The following is a 16,924-nucleotide window of genomic DNA, read 5'->3' as shown; positions in this document are numbered from 1 at the left end:
GAGAGAGCATTACCTTCAAGAACACCCTGTTTTACTATTATTGGAAAAAGTCCTGCGGACTAGAGCAGCTATATAAATCCAGTTTGATATTTTAACAATCTTTAAAATTGTCTATACTGCTTACCATACAAATAGGTAAACGGGCGGTTAGATAATGGCAAAGTTACATGTATCAACGAAATATGGAATTACTGTACACGATTTATTACAAGAAGAGCGTAAAATGAAAAATTCATTTTTCAAACAACTTCTTATGTCCGTACGCCTGGTAATGGAAGGGCACTCTGCTACATCTGCAGCTCAAATTATAGGGATTTGTCGTCAATCTGTTTCTACTTATGTGCAAACATTCAATTCCGATGGAATTGAGGGCCTATTAGAACGTCGTTATCCACCCGGACGTACTCCTTATTTATCTCCCGGTGAAGAAACAGAAATCCGAAACATGCTAATAGAAAGTACACCGAATCAAGAAGGGATTGGACCTGAAACTCATTGGGATACTCGTGTCCTTCAATACTTGTTAGAGGAGCGTTACCATGTTTCTATGTCTAGAGGTGGAATTTGCGATATGCTACACCGTTGGGGATTTACTTATACAAGGCCTACTTATCGTTTGAAAAAAGCAGATCCTCTGAAACAACAAAAGTTCTTACAAGAGCTTAACTGGATAAAAAAAACTTATCCAAAGATATGATACTGTTCTATGAAGACGAAACGCATATACGTGATTATCAAGCTCTACATACTTCTTGGTTTCTTCGTGGTAAACAAAAACAAATCCCTACATATGGACGTCACGCAAGCGTCATGTTATTTGGTGCAGTAAATATGTCAAATGGGTATTTGCATTGTATGGAAGCTACTGCTTGTAATGCGACTGCCTTTCAGGAGTTTTTACAATATGTTGTAAAAGAAAACCCAAAGAAACACATTGTCATGTTATTGGATAATGCTCGCATTCATCATGCAAAGTTATTGAAACCTTTCCTAAGACAGAACAGCCAACGGCTGACATTGATCTTTTTACCACCCTATTCGCCGAATTTAAATTTACTGGAGCGTATTTGGAAATGGTTAAAGGAAAACGTCATCTCTAACCGTTTTCATGCATCCCAAGAGGAAATACGTGCATCTGTAGTATCTTTTTTAGAATATATCGCTCAATGTCCAGAAAAAGTTTTACAAAGATTAGGCGTTGAACAACTGTTAAAATATTAAACTGGATTTATATACATACAACCAGCCTTCTTTCGTCGATACATAGGTAATATCGGCTACCCAAACTTGATTTGGCTTTTCTACCTTGAATTGACGATCTAACACATTGTTATGTACCGGATAAGAATGTTTGGAATTTGTAGTAGCTTTATATTTTTTTACAGTTCTTGATTTTAACCCTTGTTCTTTTATGATTCTTGCCACTGTTTTTTGTGAGATACGCCTGCCCTTTTGGCGTAAGATGGACGTTACTTTAGGGCTTCCATATAAACAACGTGATTCTAAGAAAATACAGTGTATTTCTTTAGTGACTTGTTCTCTTTGTACTTGCCTGGGATTTTTAGTATGATTTTTCCATTTGTAATATCCGCTTCGGGATACATGTAGAACTTGGCACATCTTCTCCACTCGGTATGTGAAGCGGTGTTGATGGATAAGTTGAAATTTTACCGATGGTCTTTCGCGAAGAAGTGCATCGCCTTTTTTAAGATTGCATTTTCTTCCTCTAAATCTAAAATACGTCGCTCCATCTCGTTTGTTTTTTGATCTTCAGAACGGAACGTTCGTTGCTTTACAAATTTGGGCTCTTTTTTATATTTCTTTACCCAACCGTGAAGGGTATTTACTGAAATCCCTAATTCTCGAGCAACTTGAGCTACAGTCTTTCCTGTTTGTAAAATATGTTTTACGCTTTGGCGTTTAAATTCTTCTTCATATTGTTTTACTTTCCCCATGTAGACACCTCATTTAGTTCATTTTTTATCATATTAACCTGTGTCTACTTTTTAGTCTAACATCAGTAGACAGAGTTGCTTATTGGCAGATGTGGCAATTTTATTGAAAAGATTTTAAACAGATTCTAAGGAAGTACTTACTTGGTTAGAGGATAAGGGTACAGATGGTTAGAATATCCTTTATTGCAGAATTTGGTTTTGTCAATTAGGTACAGTACGTGAAATTTTATAGTTATTCTTTTTTCTTAACTAAGCTGAGTAGTTACAAATTATCTATCGCATATTAGATCAACGATCTCGTTTTATTGAATATTCAAAATCCCCTTCATAATTACCCCATTCAATTTCATATTTCTTTAGCTACTGTTAAAAATTTTAATAACATGTTGCTTATTTTTCTATGCCCTTTTTAAGTCATCACACACATATTAAGATTGCTTACCTCTACAGTACATATGAAGTTTGGCATGATAACTCGATTCTTTTTACAGAAAAAAGGGAGACGCCTTTCCCTCCCTCAATAAGTATTTTTATTTTAAGATATTAAATCATTCCTTTTAATATTAAACTTAAAACTGACATAGTGAGTGCGCTAATAATAATTCGTAAAATCCAAGTTGTATTCATGCTAATCTTTTCTAATTGCTTATTAATTGTGGCGATGTCTTTCTCATTAATTGTTGTGCGCGTTTCTAAATTACGAATATCTTGCATAATTTCTTTGTGTTCTACTTTTAAACTGTCGATTTTTACATATACACCTTCCAATACATTCACATCCCCTGAAAATTTTAATAACGTAGTCTCCACATGATATGAGACAACCCTATCTATGGTGAATGCATCGCAGAAATTCCCATACAAAAGCCGTATTTTGTGCAAAATAAAAACCAGCTATTTAGAATCATTAATTTTCTGGTTCTGGTGCAAAAACTCTAAAGGTCTTGCAAGTATGTGACTGCTAAAATAAAATCAACAGATTCTGATAAATAAAATTGAACACTTTTTCAAAAAATACAAATCTTTATCACGTATGATAGAAATATATATTTACGTGGTGGGGGAATGGAAAGGTGGATAAATGGGAAGTGTACGTGGAAATTCATAGACTTAACAAACTAAGATTTGATGTGAGTAAAATCGCAAAAAAATTAAATATTTCACGAAATACAGTGTATCGTTATTTAGAAAAAGAACCGGGTGAAATGGCAATTTGGATGGCGAGTACAAAAGTTCGAACCAAAAAATTAGATGCGCATAAAGATGAAATTTTATGCTGGCTAGAAGAGCATCCGGACCTAAGTGCCGCACAGATTCATGATTGGTTAACAGAACGTTATCCTAGCTTAAGTGTTGGGGAGAGTACAGTTAGATTATATGTTTCTTCCCTACGGGAAGACTACCAGATACCCAAAATTCTACAAACTCGAAAGTATGAAGCAATTCCAGATCCGCCCATGGGTCATCAGGCACAAGTGGATTTTGGAACTTGTATGGTAACAAAAGAAAACACGGTCATTCGATTATGGTTTATTACATTTGTTTTAGCGCATTCTCGCTATAAATATGTGGAATGGTTAGATCGTCCTTTTACGATAAAAGATGTCATCCATACACATGAAACTGCATTTCAATTTTTTGGTGGTATGCCGAAAGAAATGGTGTATGATCAAGATATTTTAATTAGTAAGAACGAGAATGCCGGGGACCTTATTTTAACAACAGAGTTTCAACAGTATGTAAACCAAAGAAAATTGGTAACTACTCAGCTTCCTCACGGAGGCTTTTTTCATTTACTAGTCTGATATGTACTTTTTGTGTGAATACTAGATATATCATACAAGGAGGTGGTATTTATGTTGAAAAAACAAGAAATTCTAGCTGTCTATCAAAAGGGACCTCAAGCTATTTGCGATTTTGTTCATCAATTAGAAAGTCAAATACAGAATTTAAAAGAGCGTATAGAAGAATTAGAAAATCGTTCAAAAAAAAACTCTACAAATAGTCATAAACCACCCTCTACAGATGGTTTTCGTAAGCCTATTACAAAAAGTTTGCGAAAATCATCCCAGCGTCAAACCGGTGGCCAGTTGGGCCACAAAGGACATACTCTTGGTTTGACAGCGACTCCAGACCATACAATTACATATTCTCCTACCTATTGTACTTGTTGCTATACTTCTTTAGACCATGAGCCTGTAAAAGGATACCGCATTCGCCAAGTGTATGATTTACCACCTATCCAGATAGAAGTAACAGAACATAAAGTGGAACAAAAAGAGTGCCCACATTGCCATTCTATTCAAGAATCCCAGTTTCCTTCTACTGTCTCTCGTCCTGTTCAATATGGTCCAAATATAAAAAGACTAATCCCCTATTTAACGCATTATCAGTGTCTTTCTTTAAAAAGAACAAAAGAATTCTTTCAAGATTGTTTTGGACATTCTATCAGTGAAGGAACGTTAGTCAATCATACAAACAGTTTTTCGGCTCAATTGCAGCCTTTTCTCCAAGAAGTAAAAGACCAGATCCTTCAGTCTTCTGTTGTCCATTTTGATGAAACCGGTATGCGTGTAGAAAATAAAACACAATGGTTACATACTGCCAGTACACCGGAGGTGACATTGCAACATATTCATCAAAAACGCGGAAAAGAAGCAATGGATGCTGGAGAAATCTTGCCGTCTTTTTCTGGAATCGCGATGCATGATGGTTGGAAATCATATGATGCGTATACAGATTGTCGTCACGTATTATGTAATGCCCACCTCTTACGAGATTTACAAGGAATTATAGATAGTACCGGAGAAAAATGGGCACAACAGATGCAGGAGTTTTTAACGCAAGCCTTAACGCTAAAAAAACAATACAAAGGACTCCTGCCAAAAGCAGAGCAAGAGAATCTGTCGACTGCCTATCAAGCTATATTAAAAGAAAAACAAGTATTTTCTTCAGAACCAAAAAAGAAAGGAAAACAGACGCCTGCTCAAAATTTATGGAATCGCTTCGTCAAATATGCTGACAGAATTCTAGCATTTTTAGAACATCCAGACATTCCATTTGATAACAATCAAGCAGAACGGGATATTCGAATGACGAAAGTCAAACAGAAAGTGTCTGGAACGTTTCGAAGTAAGAAAGGCGCAGAATCTTTTTGTCAGATACGAAGCTTTATAAGCACCATGAAAAAACAAAAACAATCTGTCTTACAAGCGATAGGTCAGGTTATAGAAACCGGAACGGTTCCTTGGAATTGCACGATTTCATAAGAGAAATTCTCGATTCGATCTAGATTCTTTCTCTTATGGGCATATTTTTTTTCATGTTTTCGAATTGGAAACATGTATTTAGCATGCTTTTTTGTCTGAGGAAGCTGAGTAGTTACGTTCTTTTTAAAGAAAGACACTGATAATGCGTTAAATAGGGGATTAGTCTTTTTATATTTGGACCATATTGAACAGGACGAGAGACAGTAGAAGGAAACTGGGATTCTTGAATAGAATGGCAATGTGGTTGTTTTGTGCAAGCAGAAAATACAGAGAGTTGCAGCGAAAAGTGCAGAGGCTAGCAGCTCGATTTTTAAATAGTAATTCTAGTGTTTCCAGAAGACAACGCATTGCGTAAACGATAGCTTTCTCCCGTAAATGCAATGATGTGGGCATGATGGACCAAACGGTCCACCAATGCAGAAGTAAGTCGATTATCACCAAATATACGATTCCATTGACCAAATTCTAAATTCGAAGTAACTATCACACTTTTTTGCTCATAACAGTCGGCAATAATATGGAATAGGAGCTCCGCTCCTTGCTTTTGAAACGGTACATAACCTAGTTCATCTAAAATTAAGAGATCACATGATTCAATTTGTTTTTTTATACGAGTTAGATTCCCTTGTTTTAAAGCTTCTTCTAATATGCCTACTAAATCAGCTACTCGAAAAAACTTTACCTGATATCCTTGTTCACAGGCCTTTAAACCTAATGCTGTTGCTAAATGTGTTTTTCCGGTTCCAGGAGATCCGAGTAATAAAAGGTTCTGTTTTCCTTCAAAAAATCGCAACTCACTAATATGTTCTTTGCTTGTCGTAGAAGGTAAATGAATTTGTTCACCCCATTCATAATCTTTCAACCATTTTAACTCTCTAAATTTTGCTTTTTTTATTAAAGTTGATACTTTTTTACTTTGTCGAGCTTCAATCTCTAAGTTTAAAATATCCTGTAAGAATTGTTCTTTATTTTCAAATACAACTTCATCATAATGCTCTAGAATAGAACTCAAATGTAATACTTTACAAGCTTCTTGTAGGTTTCTGTGTATCATAGTGAAAATGAACTCCTCTCTAAAGTTGGACAGAGTTTTCGATCGTATTGTTCTAAATCCGTTTCATAATCCACTAAAACGGATGGTGTGTGTTTCTCTTCCCATTTCTGCGGATAAGTTACTTGTTTCGCTTGTAATATGCCATCAAGTTCATAAGGAGTTTTTGATAGCCACTCCTCATTTTCTAAAACAATATGTAATTGTTGTAAAGAATACTTTTTGAGTAATCTTTTTATCCCTACTAAGCGTGATTTACGCTCTTCCGTTTGGAAGAGGAGATAATCCTGAACTCTCATAGGTAAGTATTTAAAATATCTTGAATAACGTACTACACGTGGTTTCTTTTCCCAATCTTCAAAAATTTCTTCCCAAGGAATGGGCCTATTTGTATGCATGTAAGCTCTATATTCTTTAAAGATTACTTCTCCTTCAGAAGTAAAACATGTAAATTGATCCCATTCTTTTTTTATGACAATAACTTGTTTGACATTTGTTTTGCGTAAAACAAATCGTTCTTGATCTACTGTAATTTCTCCATATTTATTTACAGTTGTAGTATCTAGTGAAAAGACCGATAGGTATTCTAAAGGCAATGGCTTTAATGCATTTTTATCATCTTTCCACAACTCCTCTATCATGATTTTCTTATCATAATGCGGTCGTTTTTGATCCTCTAATGCTTGTACTTCTAGCCACTGTGCAAGTTGTGAAAAACTTTCCATAACCGGTGAAGTTGTAAACCAATTATTACGTGTATAACTAACTTTACGCTCAACATTACCTTTTTCATGCCCGCTATAAGGGTTACATGGTTGTGTTTCAAAGTTATAATGCATTTGAAATTGTAAAAACGCTTCTGTATAAATACGATTTTCACCTTTTCCTATGGTGATTACAGCGGCGGATAGATTATCAATCCTAAGGTGTGTTGGTACACCACCTGCTTGATGGAATAGCTGTTTTAAGCCTTCTAAAAAGCATTCCTTATTTTCGCTGGTAATGGATAAGCAAATGCTGCATTGCTATGGGGAAAGCTTAACAATAGTACTTTAATATCTTTATATGCTCCATCTTTGACAACTGTCATATTTCCAAAATCAACTTGTGCTTCTCCAGGAGGATGTTCTAATCGTTCGTAACGTTTTTCTTTTGCTGTTTTTATTTGTGGTCTTCGATGTTGGATATAATCACATAGGGTTCGATACGAACCTTGAAACTTATATTCTGTTTTTAATTGATTAAATATCTTTTTACTTGTTCTTCGTTCCTTACGGCGAAGCTTACTATCTTCCTCTAACCATAAATCTACAATTTCACCAAACTCACTATCATACATCATTCCTGTTTTTGTACAAACTGGACCAGTATCCGAAGGATACACTTCTTCATCAGCATACTTTTTGACAGTTCTCCAATTCTTTCCTAGTTTTCTTGCAATTTCAGATATACTTAAATCATCATTTTCTCTTAAATGTTTGATATAATGGATTTCAGGCATTGTTAGCATCCTTTCTAGTCCTCCTGTTTCGCGTGGTAACGAAAACAGTAAGGGATTTATTAAGAGCTGACAAGCCTTTTTTTATGCACTGTATCTATGTACAAAATCGTCGCTCGACTCTGTACTTTTATTTTGCACTAAACAAATGTGGGCATTCTTTTTGTTCCACTTTATGTTCCGTCACTTCTATCTGGATAGGTGGTAAATCATACACTTGGCGAATGCGGTATCCTTTTACAGGCTCATGGTCTAAAGAAGTATAGCAACAAGTACAATAGGTAGGAGAATATGTAATTGTATGGTCTGGAGTCGCTGTCAAACCAAGAGTATGTCCTTTGTGGCCCAACTGGCCACCAGTTTGACGATGAGACGATTTGCGTAAACTTTTTGTAACGGGCTTACGCAAACCATCTGTAGAAGGTGGTTTATGACTATTTGTAGAGTTTTTTTTTGAACAATTTTCTAATACTTCTATACGCTCTTTTAAATTCTGTATTTGATTTTCTAATTGATGAACAAAATCGCAAATAGCTTGAGGTCCCCTTTGGTAGACAGCTAGAATCTCTTGCTTTTTCAACACAACTATCACCTCCTTGTATGATATATCTAGTATTCACACAAAAAGTACATATCAGACTAGTAAATTAAAAGAGCCTCCGTGAGGAAGCTGAGTAGTTACGAATTTTTATAAATAAATTTTTTTAAGTCCTGCAATTCCCTACTCGTTGGGATAATTGAAATTCTAATAATGGGGATTTCCGCCTGAACACTTGAAAAGGTAGTAATAATTAAATCTATTTTTAATAGTGTGTAATCGTACGTATTTATATCATTTATGTCAACATGCACAAAATGGAAAATTGAACCGAAATACGATGTGAGGATACCTTTTAAATAAAGTTTCCATTTCTCCCCATCTTCAATTAGTAGTAAAACTTGAATATTAATTGATTGTTCTATCATACAAATCCCCTCAATCTGAAGGGTTAAAGTCGCAATTTCTTCATTAGAAATAGAGGTTTTAATAGAATATTTATTGACCCATTCAGTATAAATATTTTTAATTTTGTAAAAGGTGTCTGTATGAGCGGCCATTATATAGGGGACTGTTACATCCTCTGGAAAATTAAGATTCGGGAAAAAATGGTATTTAGAAAGAATTTGTTTTAAGTATTGTATTATTGCAAAGATAAGGTCGGAATTGTTTAGGAGCTCACATCCGAAGGTATATTCTAATTTGAGTATAAGCTCCTTAATATCCCTATAAATTGCTACGTCATTATTATAAAAGTGTTGAAGTACATTTTTCTTGTATGCCAATAAGTTCTGATGAACATATTTTGAACAATTAACAGCTATTAAAATGAAAACTATTTCCTCTATACTGAATTTTTTTCGAAAATCTATTTCATTTAAATGAAATATCTCCTTATAAGAAGGAGTATCTATTACTTTGTTAATTAGAGACTGATTCAATGCAAGTATAACACCCTTTTTTTTCTGATCAGATATAATAGCTATTAAATACATTAATCTTCTTTTATACAGGGGATATAATTTTATTCCTAGTTTCTTTTCTATCTTTAATACATATAGATAAACTTCTTTTTCTTTCTGGGTTGTAAAGGGCCATTCATGATCTGTGTAAGAATTGATATAAAATTCTTGATACATAAAAAGTATATTTATTGAATCACCATGAATTTTTAGTGGTTTACGTTTTAAATACAAATCAAATTGACTTAAGTATGTTTCTGTACTTTTTAAATAGACATATAACGAAGCGGGTGATATATATATATATTCGGATATTCCGGAAATACTAGTGATATTTGTTTTGAAAAGGGTATCTAAAATTTTAAAGGTTATTTCATTTCTAATAAATAAGGAATTTAATTCAGAACAAGAACTATCTGCAGGTTTGTGTAAAATTACTCCTTTCCCTTTGCAAACTTGTAAATTCCAATTAGAAGGTAACAGCCCTTTAATAATTACAATATCTCGTTGAACAGTTTTAGTTGAGCAGTTTATTTCATTTGCAATTTGTGAGAAAGTACGCCATTTTTTATCTTTTAATAAAAAAAATAATAAATCTTTTTGTCTTCTTATTAACATGGGTTAATGTTCACCTAAAAGATAGGTAGTCTCCTTTCTAAATAGTGTAATAATATATTTGTAAAGTGAATATTGAATTCCTTTTACATAACGTCCTGATAGGTTATTTATACAAGTTAAATAATTTTAAAAAACAAAAAATTAATATTTCCAACAAATTTACCGAAAGAATTCTTCTTCCTCCAGTGTATGAAGTTCCTTGATACGTTGGCATATAAGACTGTGGGAAGAACATAGAGTGTGAAAACCAAGCCATTAGGTTCCTGTGTAAAATGTCCCCCGTACCAGGGGGCATCTAAGCGCCGGACACCTAGGAGTGGAATTCCTCGAAATAACGATCAGGGATACAGAAGGTTACTTTCTTCGTGGAACTGGGAATCTCCCACTTCAAGCCTTGCTAAGTCTAAGTGGGGGGAGGTCAATTGACTTCAAAACCCAAAAATATATTTTACTAATTGTTTTGAACATGTTGTTGCTTTAAAGCTTCTTAGAACAATTTTACCCAAATAATTCATTTTGGATTTTTAAAATAGCTAGGCTGTCAAATAACCATCATATAAATTACCTTCTCGCAATATTAGTTTCATTAGTTATGATTTTGTTTTTTTGGGAACAGTAAGTTATGTTTTTTTAATTCTCGGTATAAACTACTTACATGACAACCTATTTTTTGGAAATATAAGGATATTCTATTCCTTGTTCAAATAAGATTATAACTTCCTTACATTTATTATCCCACCTTTCTTCGGGGGTCAATAGAGTTTTACACCTTCGCTTGAATGCTTTTTCATTTAAGGTAGTTAATTCCTTTCCAATATTACACTCTTCCATACAATATTTAGAGGGCATGTATTGAAATTGGCAGTTTTTACAATGATGTTCTTGCAAATGAAAGAAATGAATCCTGCTTGGAACAGGTCTCATATATGTAGAGCTCCTTTCTGAATTTTAATATATCTTTGCGATAATTTTTATTTAATATATATTATATCCCCCCACCTTTTTGGTGTAAACAACTAAAAAGGTGGGGGGATATAATTTCACTGTACGCTTTTTTTGGTGCCAAAATGATTCTTGAACTCCTTGTATGAGCTAACATGCACCTTGAAACTGGTGTTAAAATAGCTTGTTAATGCGGCCGGTGTTTCCCACAAAGTTTTCTTGTGATATACTCACCTATGCCATAATTTGTTGTGGCATAAAGGTTCTGGTGCAAAAAATCGAAACGATTTGAAAGTATTCTTTCAAACTAGACTATACTGGTACTATATAAGTCCTCTTTAAAAAATCGACATGTCTGCACGTTGAATACGACTGAGAATTGCCTCAGGATTTTTATCAATAGATTCTATAAATTGATAGATTGAATCCACTAAATGATCCCTCGTTTCATGATAACAATTTGCCAATACATTTTCTTTCATTACCTTCCATACACGTTCAATCATATTTAAGTTCGGGGAATATGGAGGTAAAAACAGCAAAGTTAGACGGCGATTATTTTCTCGTAAAAAGGATTTCAGTAGTTTCGCATGATGATACCTTGCATTATCTAATACAAGCACGACGTGCTTATTTTTGTATTCTTTTAATACATATGAGGGTGTTGCAAAACTCATAAATATTCAAAAATAAATGCATAAAAAAATCCGTTTTCCTGGAAGAATGATAGTACCCTAAACTATCTCCAGAAAGGACGGATTTACTAGTATGATAACCAATTTTGATCACAATCAATCCATTTTACACATTTTATTTGCCTACGTAGACAGTTTAACCATTGGAGGCGTTCCGCCTATTACAGGCCGCCCACCTATCTGTAGAAAAGCTTTACTCAAATGTTTTTTTGTGAAAACGGTATTCCAAATCAATTCATTACGTAAGTTAACTCGCTTTTTGCATCAATATCCTTCATTTCGTGTATCTTGTGGTCTTTCCTTTGTTCCTCATATATCCACTTTCTCACGTGTAGGAACTTGGTTTCGCAATGAAGGTATTCCGTTGATTCATAAACAAACTCTTGAAGAAATGAATTTAGGATTAATTCCGTGTGTTTTAATTGATAGCACTGCCTTACTGAGTAGTTTATATGATTCCCAAGCAAAATGGGGGAAATCTACTCGTTATGGTTGGTATAAGGGATATAAAGCTCATGTCTGTTCTACACCAGAAGGTGTTGTATTGTCGTATGCATTTACAACAGCGAACGTACATGATAGCAAAATGGCTCCTGTATTGCTTCAAGATATACAAAATCAAAATGTGTTATTTTCCATTGCAGATGCTGCTTATGATAGTCAGCGCATTTATGAAATTGCAAAAACATGTGATATTTTTGCGGTGAATCCAATTAACCCACGTAATGGCGAACAAAGCAAAAGTACACATCGCCGTGTATTATCTCATTTTGCACAAACCATCTTTGGCAAACAGTTGATGAAAGAGCGTGGGAAAATTGAACAACAGTTTGGTCATCTCAAAGATAAAGGGCTGGAACAGCCACGTTGGTATGGTCAAAATCGCTATTTATTACATGTTCAGCTAGTTTTTCTGATTCATAACATTGCATATTTATTTTAGTTTTGCAACACCCTCATGATATTATATGTTTTGTATGTTTTATATAATAATTGTTTTATATGTTTTATATGTTTATATGTTTTAGGAGGCTGAAACATATTGATATATAAGGGATTATGACACTTATATATAACAAAAATGGTTTTAAAGATAACAAATTTGGTTTTACTTATAACAAAAATGGTTTTAAAGATAACAAGTTTGGTTACCCATATATAACAAAAATGGTTTTAAAGATAACAAATTTGGTTTTACTTATAACAAAAATGGTTTTAAAAATAACAAAAATGGTTTTAAAAATAACAAGTTTGGTTGCCTATATATAACGAAAACGGTTCTAAAGATAACAAACTTGGTTACATGGTCAATACAGGTATTTGGGCACTTTACATAATTTGTAACTACTCAGCTTCCTCACGGAGGCTCTCTTAATTTACTAGTCTGATATGTACTTTTTGTGTGAATACTAGATATATCATACAAGGAGGTGATAGTTGTGTTGAAAAAACAAGAGATTCTAGCTGTCTACCAAAGGGGACCTCAAGCTATTTGCGATTTTGTTCATCAATTAGAAAGTCAAATACAGAATTTAAAGGAGCGTATAGAGGTATTAGAAAATCGTTCAAAAAAAACCCTACAAATAGTCATAAACCACCTTCTACAGATGGTTTGCGCAAACTTAACAACGACTCCGGACCATACGATTACCTATTCCCCTACGCATTGTACTTGTTGTAACACGTCCTTACACCATGAACCTGTAATAGGATACCGCATTCGCCAAGTGTATGATTTACCACCTATCCAGATAGAAGTGACAGTACATAAGGTGGCACAAAAAGAATGCCCACGTTGCCATTCTATATAAGTCCACTATAAAATATCATCATGTATAAATCACTTTGGAATACCCGATAATGTTTGTAAAAAACATTAGGGGAGAAAATACGCTATGTCATATAAAATACAAAAATCACAACCTTTCACAATATCAGATTTACGAAAATTAGAGAAGAAAGAAAAACAAACTTCTCGTCAACGACGTATTACAGCTGTTCGAATGGTAATGGAAGGATACACAATAGTGGACGTAGCGGCCATACTTGGTATGCATCTTCAAAGCGTTGCTAGTTATGTAAAAAAGTTCAAAGAACATGCACTGGAAAGATTACTTACTCGTAAACAAATCCCAGGTAAAAAGCCGTATTTAACTACGCAACAACAGGAAGAATTGAAGCAACTCATTTTACATACAACTCCAGCGGAGTTACAATTCGGTCAAGAATCTTTCTGGAATACACGTAATATCCAATACATCATCAAAGAGAAATTTGCGATTTATATGTCGCGTGAAGGCATCCGCAAAATGTTACATCGGATGAATTTTTCCTATACAAATGCTACTTATGTATTGAAAAAAGCGAATAAAGAAAAACAAATACAGTTTCAAAAACAATTAGAGATGGTAAAAAAAAATTAATTGATGAAAATACGGTACTCTTGTATCAAGATGAATGTCACTTTAGAGATAGTCAAACCGTTCATGCTACATGGTTTGCAAAGGGGAAGCAAAAGAAAATTGCAGTATTAGGAAAGCGTATTTCAACGTCTTTATTCGGCACAATTGATGCAATCACTGGTAAATTTCTCTGTACAAAAGCCGAGCGCTGTAATGCTGAAACATTTCGGGAATTTTTAACATATGTATTAAAGGAATACAAAAATAAGCACGTCGTGCTTGTATTAGATAATGCAAGGTATCATCATGCTAAACTACTAAAATCCTTTTTACGAGAAAATAACCGCCGTCTAACTTTGCCTTTTTTACCTCCATATTCCCCGAACTTAAATATGATTGAACGTGTATGGAAAGTAATGAAAGGAAATGTATTAGCAAATTGTTATCATGAAACGAGGGATCATTTAGTGGATTCAATCTATCAATTTATAGAATCTATTGATAAAAATCCTGATGCAATTCTCAGCCGTATTCAACGTGCAGACATGTCGATTTTTTAAAGAGGACTTATATAGTTACTTTATTTTAATTCCATATTTTCAGGCGATTCTAAAGCCTGGCGGTCTCTCCATGCTTCTAAATCTCGTGTGATTACAGTTGACAAAAATCCAGTATATCCAATCGCTATTGAAAAACTGAAGAAAGAAAAAAGGGATGTCCGTAAGCATCAAAACTAGAAAACTTAAATATTTGAATAACATTGTAGAACAAGATCATCGCTTTATTAAGAAACGTATACGTTCTATGTTGGGATTCAAATCGTACCAAATGGTTGTGTCTATATTACGTGGCGTAGATTTGAAATGGAGTTCGTCCGTTTCTAAAAATAACGGTATTTTATCATAAAAAACCCACATTAAATAGGCGAAAAAAGTCTTTTTGAAAATGACATTTTTATAATGATAAAAGTGTATGCGTAACCATGATGATTCTTACTTATAAATGTTGGGATGTTCTCTTTACAATCTTGTAATTGGTAATTTTTCCCCATTGTATGATTTGACAGAATCATTTACATTATTAACTTCAAGGAAGGAGGCTACTACTATGTTTCAAATATAGATACAGGTAATCTAATAGAAATCCAAACACCTATTTAAAAAGATTTTGTAATCAAAAGGAGCTATGTAATGAAAAGTATTCTAAAAGTACTCTTGGTATTAATCATGTTTAGCAATATTCTCCCTCTGAACGTGGTTAAAGCAGCACAACAATATGGTATGGAATTTATTACAAAAGTAGAACTTTCAGATGAAAATGGGAAACAAAGAGAAAAGTTCTCTATCCATGACAATGTCAAAGTAAAGTTTGAGTGGTCCCTTCCAAACGATAAGGGTAACTACTCAGCCACCTTTTGGTGTCTTTTTTTATTTTACTTGTTTCATATGCCTCCCATTTGTAAATACTGAGTATATCAAACAGGGAGGTGAATAGGATGATCCATCGAAAAATCATTTTAGATGCATATAAAAAAGGACCTGAAGCTGTTATTTCTTTATTTGAAGAAACATTTTCTAAGTTAGAAAAACGTATACAAGAACTAGAAAATGCTTCAAAAAAAAACTCCAAAAATAGTCATAATCCACCTTCTACAGATGGTTTGGGTAAGCCCGTTACAAAAAGTTTGCGCAAACCGTCTCATCGTCAAACCGGTGGCCAGTTGGGCCACAAAGGACATACGCTTTATTTGACAACGACTCCGGACCATACGATTACCTATTCTCCTACACATTGTACTTGTTGTAACACTTCCTTACACCAAGAACCTGTAAAAGGATACCGCATTCGCCAAGTGTATGATTTACCACCTATCCAGATAGAAGTGACAGAACATAAAGTGTCACAAAAAGAATGCCCACATTGCCATTCTATCCAAGAATCACAATTTCCTTCTACTGTCTCTCGTCCTGTTCAATATGGTCCAAATATAAAAAGACTGATTCCCTATTTAACGCATTATCAGTGTCTTTCTTTGAAACGAACGAAAGAATTCTTTCAAGATTATTTTGGGCATTCGATTAGTGAAGGAACGTTAGTCAATCATACAAACAGTTTTTCGGCTCAATTGCAGCCCTTTCTTCAAGAAGTAAAAGACAAGATCCTTCAGTCTTCTGTTGTCCATTTTGATGAAACCGGTATGCGAGTAAAAAATAAAACACAATGGTTACATACTGCTAGTACACCGGAGGTGACCTTGCAACATATTCATCAAAAACGCGGAAAAGAAGCAATGGATGCAGGCGGAATTTTACCGTCTTTTTCTGGAATTGCGATGCATGATGGTTGGAAATCGTATGATGCGTATACAGATTGTCGACATGTATTATGCAATGCCCATCTCTTACGAGATTTGCAAGGAATTATAGATAGTACGGGGCAAAAATGGGCTCAACAGATGCAGAAATTTCTCACGCAACACGCAAGCTTTAACGCTGAAAAAACAATACAAAGGAAGTCGCCAAAAGCAAAGCAACAGAATCTGTTTACTGTCTATCAAGCCATATTGAAAGAACAACCAGTCTTTTCTGCAAAATTAAAAAAGAAAGGAAAGCAGACGCCTGCTCAAAATTTATGGAATCGCTTCGTCAAATATGCTGATAGAATTCTAGCATTCTTGGAACATCCAGACATTCCATTTGACAATAATCAAGCGGAACGGGATATTCGAATGACGAAAGTCAAACAGAAAGTGTCTGGGACTTTTCGAAGTAAGAAAGGCGCAGAATCTTTTTGTCAGATACGAAGCTTTATAACTACCATGAAAAAACAAAAACAATCTGTCTTACGAGCAATAGGCCAGGTTATAGAAACCGGAACGGTTCCTTGGAATCGCACAACTTCATAAGAGAAATTCTCTATTTGATCTAGATTCTTTCTCTTATTGGAGTATTTTCTTTTCATGTTTTCGAATCGGAAACATGTATTTGGCCTGTT

General features: G+C 34.3%; 15 protein-coding genes and 4 pseudogenes. 11 read left to right on the top strand and 8 right to left on the bottom strand.

Annotated elements, in window-relative coordinates; all coding sequences use genetic code 11:
• Positions 1-154: 154 nt before the first annotated feature.
• The gene (locus QCI41_RS29930) at positions 155-697 is read left to right on the top strand and encodes a helix-turn-helix domain-containing protein (protein ID WP_353836035.1); all 543 of its coding nucleotides are present in this window, start codon (positions 155-157) and stop codon (positions 695-697) included.
• Complete coding sequence (locus QCI41_RS29925; RefSeq protein ID WP_353839053.1) at positions 694-1,221, top strand: IS630 family transposase; 528 nt, start codon at positions 694-696, stop codon at positions 1,219-1,221. Before QCI41_RS29930 ends, QCI41_RS29925 begins: the two co-directional genes overlap by 4 nt.
• Here QCI41_RS29925 and QCI41_RS29920 read toward each other — a convergent pair.
• The 3 genes from QCI41_RS29920 to QCI41_RS29910 all read right to left on the bottom strand — a co-directional run bounded on the left by QCI41_RS29920 (position 1,210) and on the right by QCI41_RS29910 (position 2,723).
• A complete protein-coding gene (locus QCI41_RS29920) occupies positions 1,210-1,656 on the bottom strand; it encodes an IS3 family transposase (RefSeq protein ID WP_353839064.1) in 447 nt (148 codons plus the stop codon). The genes QCI41_RS29925 and QCI41_RS29920 overlap by 12 nt on opposite strands.
• 11 nt (positions 1,657-1,667) lie before the next feature.
• Complete coding sequence (locus QCI41_RS29915) at positions 1,668-1,955, bottom strand: transposase (RefSeq protein WP_353839052.1); 288 nt, start codon at positions 1,953-1,955, stop codon at positions 1,668-1,670.
• 543 nt (positions 1,956-2,498) lie between these two features.
• Entirely contained in the window at positions 2,499-2,723 is a 225-nt protein-coding gene (locus QCI41_RS29910; RefSeq protein ID WP_353839051.1) for a hemolysin XhlA family protein, read from the bottom strand.
• Between the two features lie 305 nt (positions 2,724-3,028).
• On the opposite strand from QCI41_RS29910, the gene QCI41_RS29905 reads away from it, so the two are divergent.
• On the top strand, positions 3,029-3,760 hold the full coding sequence (locus QCI41_RS29905; RefSeq protein ID WP_353839050.1) for a helix-turn-helix domain-containing protein: 732 nt from the start codon (positions 3,029-3,031) through the stop codon (positions 3,758-3,760).
• Positions 3,761-3,811: 51 nt separating this feature from the next.
• Positions 3,812-5,224, top strand: coding sequence for an IS66 family transposase (tnpC, locus tag QCI41_RS29900; RefSeq protein WP_353836078.1), 1,413 nt, complete (start codon positions 3,812-3,814; stop codon positions 5,222-5,224).
• Positions 5,225-5,534: 310 nt separating this feature from the next.
• On the opposite strand, the gene istB is transcribed toward tnpC (QCI41_RS29900), so the two are convergent.
• The 5 genes and pseudogenes from istB to QCI41_RS29875 all read right to left on the bottom strand — a co-directional run bounded on the left by istB (position 5,535) and on the right by QCI41_RS29875 (position 11,510).
• The gene (istB, locus tag QCI41_RS29895; RefSeq protein WP_197201756.1) at positions 5,535-6,278 is read right to left on the bottom strand and encodes an IS21-like element helper ATPase IstB; all 744 of its coding nucleotides are present in this window, start codon (positions 6,276-6,278) and stop codon (positions 5,535-5,537) included.
• Positions 6,275-7,785: pseudogene (gene istA, locus QCI41_RS29890) on the bottom strand (IS21 family transposase). The gene istB and the pseudogene istA overlap by 4 nt, the downstream one beginning before the upstream one ends.
• A gap of 136 nt (positions 7,786-7,921) precedes the next feature.
• Positions 7,922-8,365 (bottom strand): annotated as a pseudogene (locus QCI41_RS29885) (DUF6444 domain-containing protein); the annotation flags it as partial.
• A gap of 86 nt (positions 8,366-8,451) precedes the next feature.
• Complete coding sequence (locus tag QCI41_RS29880) at positions 8,452-9,891, bottom strand: AcpB/EbpR/MafR family transcriptional regulator (RefSeq protein WP_353839048.1); 1,440 nt, start codon at positions 9,889-9,891, stop codon at positions 8,452-8,454.
• Positions 9,892-11,171: 1,280 nt separating this feature from the next.
• A complete protein-coding gene (locus tag QCI41_RS29875; RefSeq protein ID WP_353839047.1) occupies positions 11,172-11,510 on the bottom strand; it encodes a transposase in 339 nt (112 codons plus the stop codon).
• Between the two features lie 91 nt (positions 11,511-11,601).
• Between QCI41_RS29875 and QCI41_RS29870 the strand changes: the two genes are divergently transcribed.
• From QCI41_RS29870 to tnpC (QCI41_RS29840), 7 genes and pseudogenes are all read left to right on the top strand, one after another.
• On the top strand, positions 11,602-12,471 hold the full coding sequence (locus QCI41_RS29870; protein WP_353839046.1) for a transposase: 870 nt from the start codon (positions 11,602-11,604) through the stop codon (positions 12,469-12,471).
• 496 nt (positions 12,472-12,967) lie between these two features.
• A pseudogene (locus tag QCI41_RS29865) lies at positions 12,968-13,336 on the top strand (IS66 family transposase zinc-finger binding domain-containing protein); the annotation flags it as partial.
• A gap of 87 nt (positions 13,337-13,423) precedes the next feature.
• On the top strand, positions 13,424-13,951 hold the full coding sequence (locus QCI41_RS29860; RefSeq protein WP_353839037.1) for a helix-turn-helix domain-containing protein: 528 nt from the start codon (positions 13,424-13,426) through the stop codon (positions 13,949-13,951).
• Between the two features lie 20 nt (positions 13,952-13,971).
• Complete coding sequence (locus QCI41_RS29855; RefSeq protein WP_353839038.1) at positions 13,972-14,490, top strand: IS630 family transposase; 519 nt, start codon at positions 13,972-13,974, stop codon at positions 14,488-14,490.
• Between the two features lie 51 nt (positions 14,491-14,541).
• Positions 14,542-14,836, top strand: a pseudogene (locus tag QCI41_RS29850) (DDE-type integrase/transposase/recombinase); the annotation flags it as partial.
• 284 nt (positions 14,837-15,120) lie between these two features.
• On the top strand, positions 15,121-15,399 hold the full coding sequence (locus QCI41_RS29845; RefSeq protein WP_353839044.1) for a hypothetical protein: 279 nt from the start codon (positions 15,121-15,123) through the stop codon (positions 15,397-15,399).
• Between the two features lie 26 nt (positions 15,400-15,425).
• Positions 15,426-16,835, top strand: coding sequence for an IS66 family transposase (gene tnpC, locus QCI41_RS29840; RefSeq protein ID WP_353839042.1), 1,410 nt, complete (start codon positions 15,426-15,428; stop codon positions 16,833-16,835).
• The last annotated feature ends 89 nt before the right edge of the window (positions 16,836-16,924 follow it).

This window comes from Bacillus cereus group sp. MG4, from assembly GCF_040460055.1.
Lineage (GTDB): Bacteria > Bacillota > Bacilli > Bacillales > Bacillaceae_G > Bacillus_A > Bacillus_A wiedmannii.
This window is presented reverse-complemented; position numbering and strand designations above follow the sequence as displayed.

Bases quoted from the DNA above. Each gene is read 5' to 3' on its own strand.
- QCI41_RS29915 (WP_353839052.1), bottom strand. From the start codon at position 1,955: ATGGGGAAAGTAAAACAATATGAAGAAGAATTTAAACGCCAAAGCGTA.
- QCI41_RS29870 (WP_353839046.1), top strand. From the start codon at position 11,602: ATGATAACCAATTTTGATCACAATCAATCCATTTTACACATTTTATTT.
- QCI41_RS29860 (WP_353839037.1), top strand. From the start codon at position 13,424: ATGTCATATAAAATACAAAAATCACAACCTTTCACAATATCAGATTTA.
- QCI41_RS29930 (WP_353836035.1), top strand. From the start codon at position 155: ATGGCAAAGTTACATGTATCAACGAAATATGGAATTACTGTACACGAT.
- tnpC (WP_353836078.1), top strand. From the start codon at position 3,812: ATGTTGAAAAAACAAGAAATTCTAGCTGTCTATCAAAAGGGACCTCAA.
- istB (WP_197201756.1), bottom strand. From the start codon at position 6,278: ATGATACACAGAAACCTACAAGAAGCTTGTAAAGTATTACATTTGAGT.
- QCI41_RS29880 (WP_353839048.1), bottom strand. From the start codon at position 9,891: ATGTTAATAAGAAGACAAAAAGATTTATTATTTTTTTTATTAAAAGAT.
- QCI41_RS29925 (WP_353839053.1), top strand. From the start codon at position 694: ATGATACTGTTCTATGAAGACGAAACGCATATACGTGATTATCAAGCT.
- tnpC (WP_353839042.1), top strand. From the start codon at position 15,426: ATGATCCATCGAAAAATCATTTTAGATGCATATAAAAAAGGACCTGAA.
- QCI41_RS29875 (WP_353839047.1), bottom strand. From the start codon at position 11,510: ATGAGTTTTGCAACACCCTCATATGTATTAAAAGAATACAAAAATAAG.
- QCI41_RS29845 (WP_353839044.1), top strand. From the start codon at position 15,121: ATGAAAAGTATTCTAAAAGTACTCTTGGTATTAATCATGTTTAGCAAT.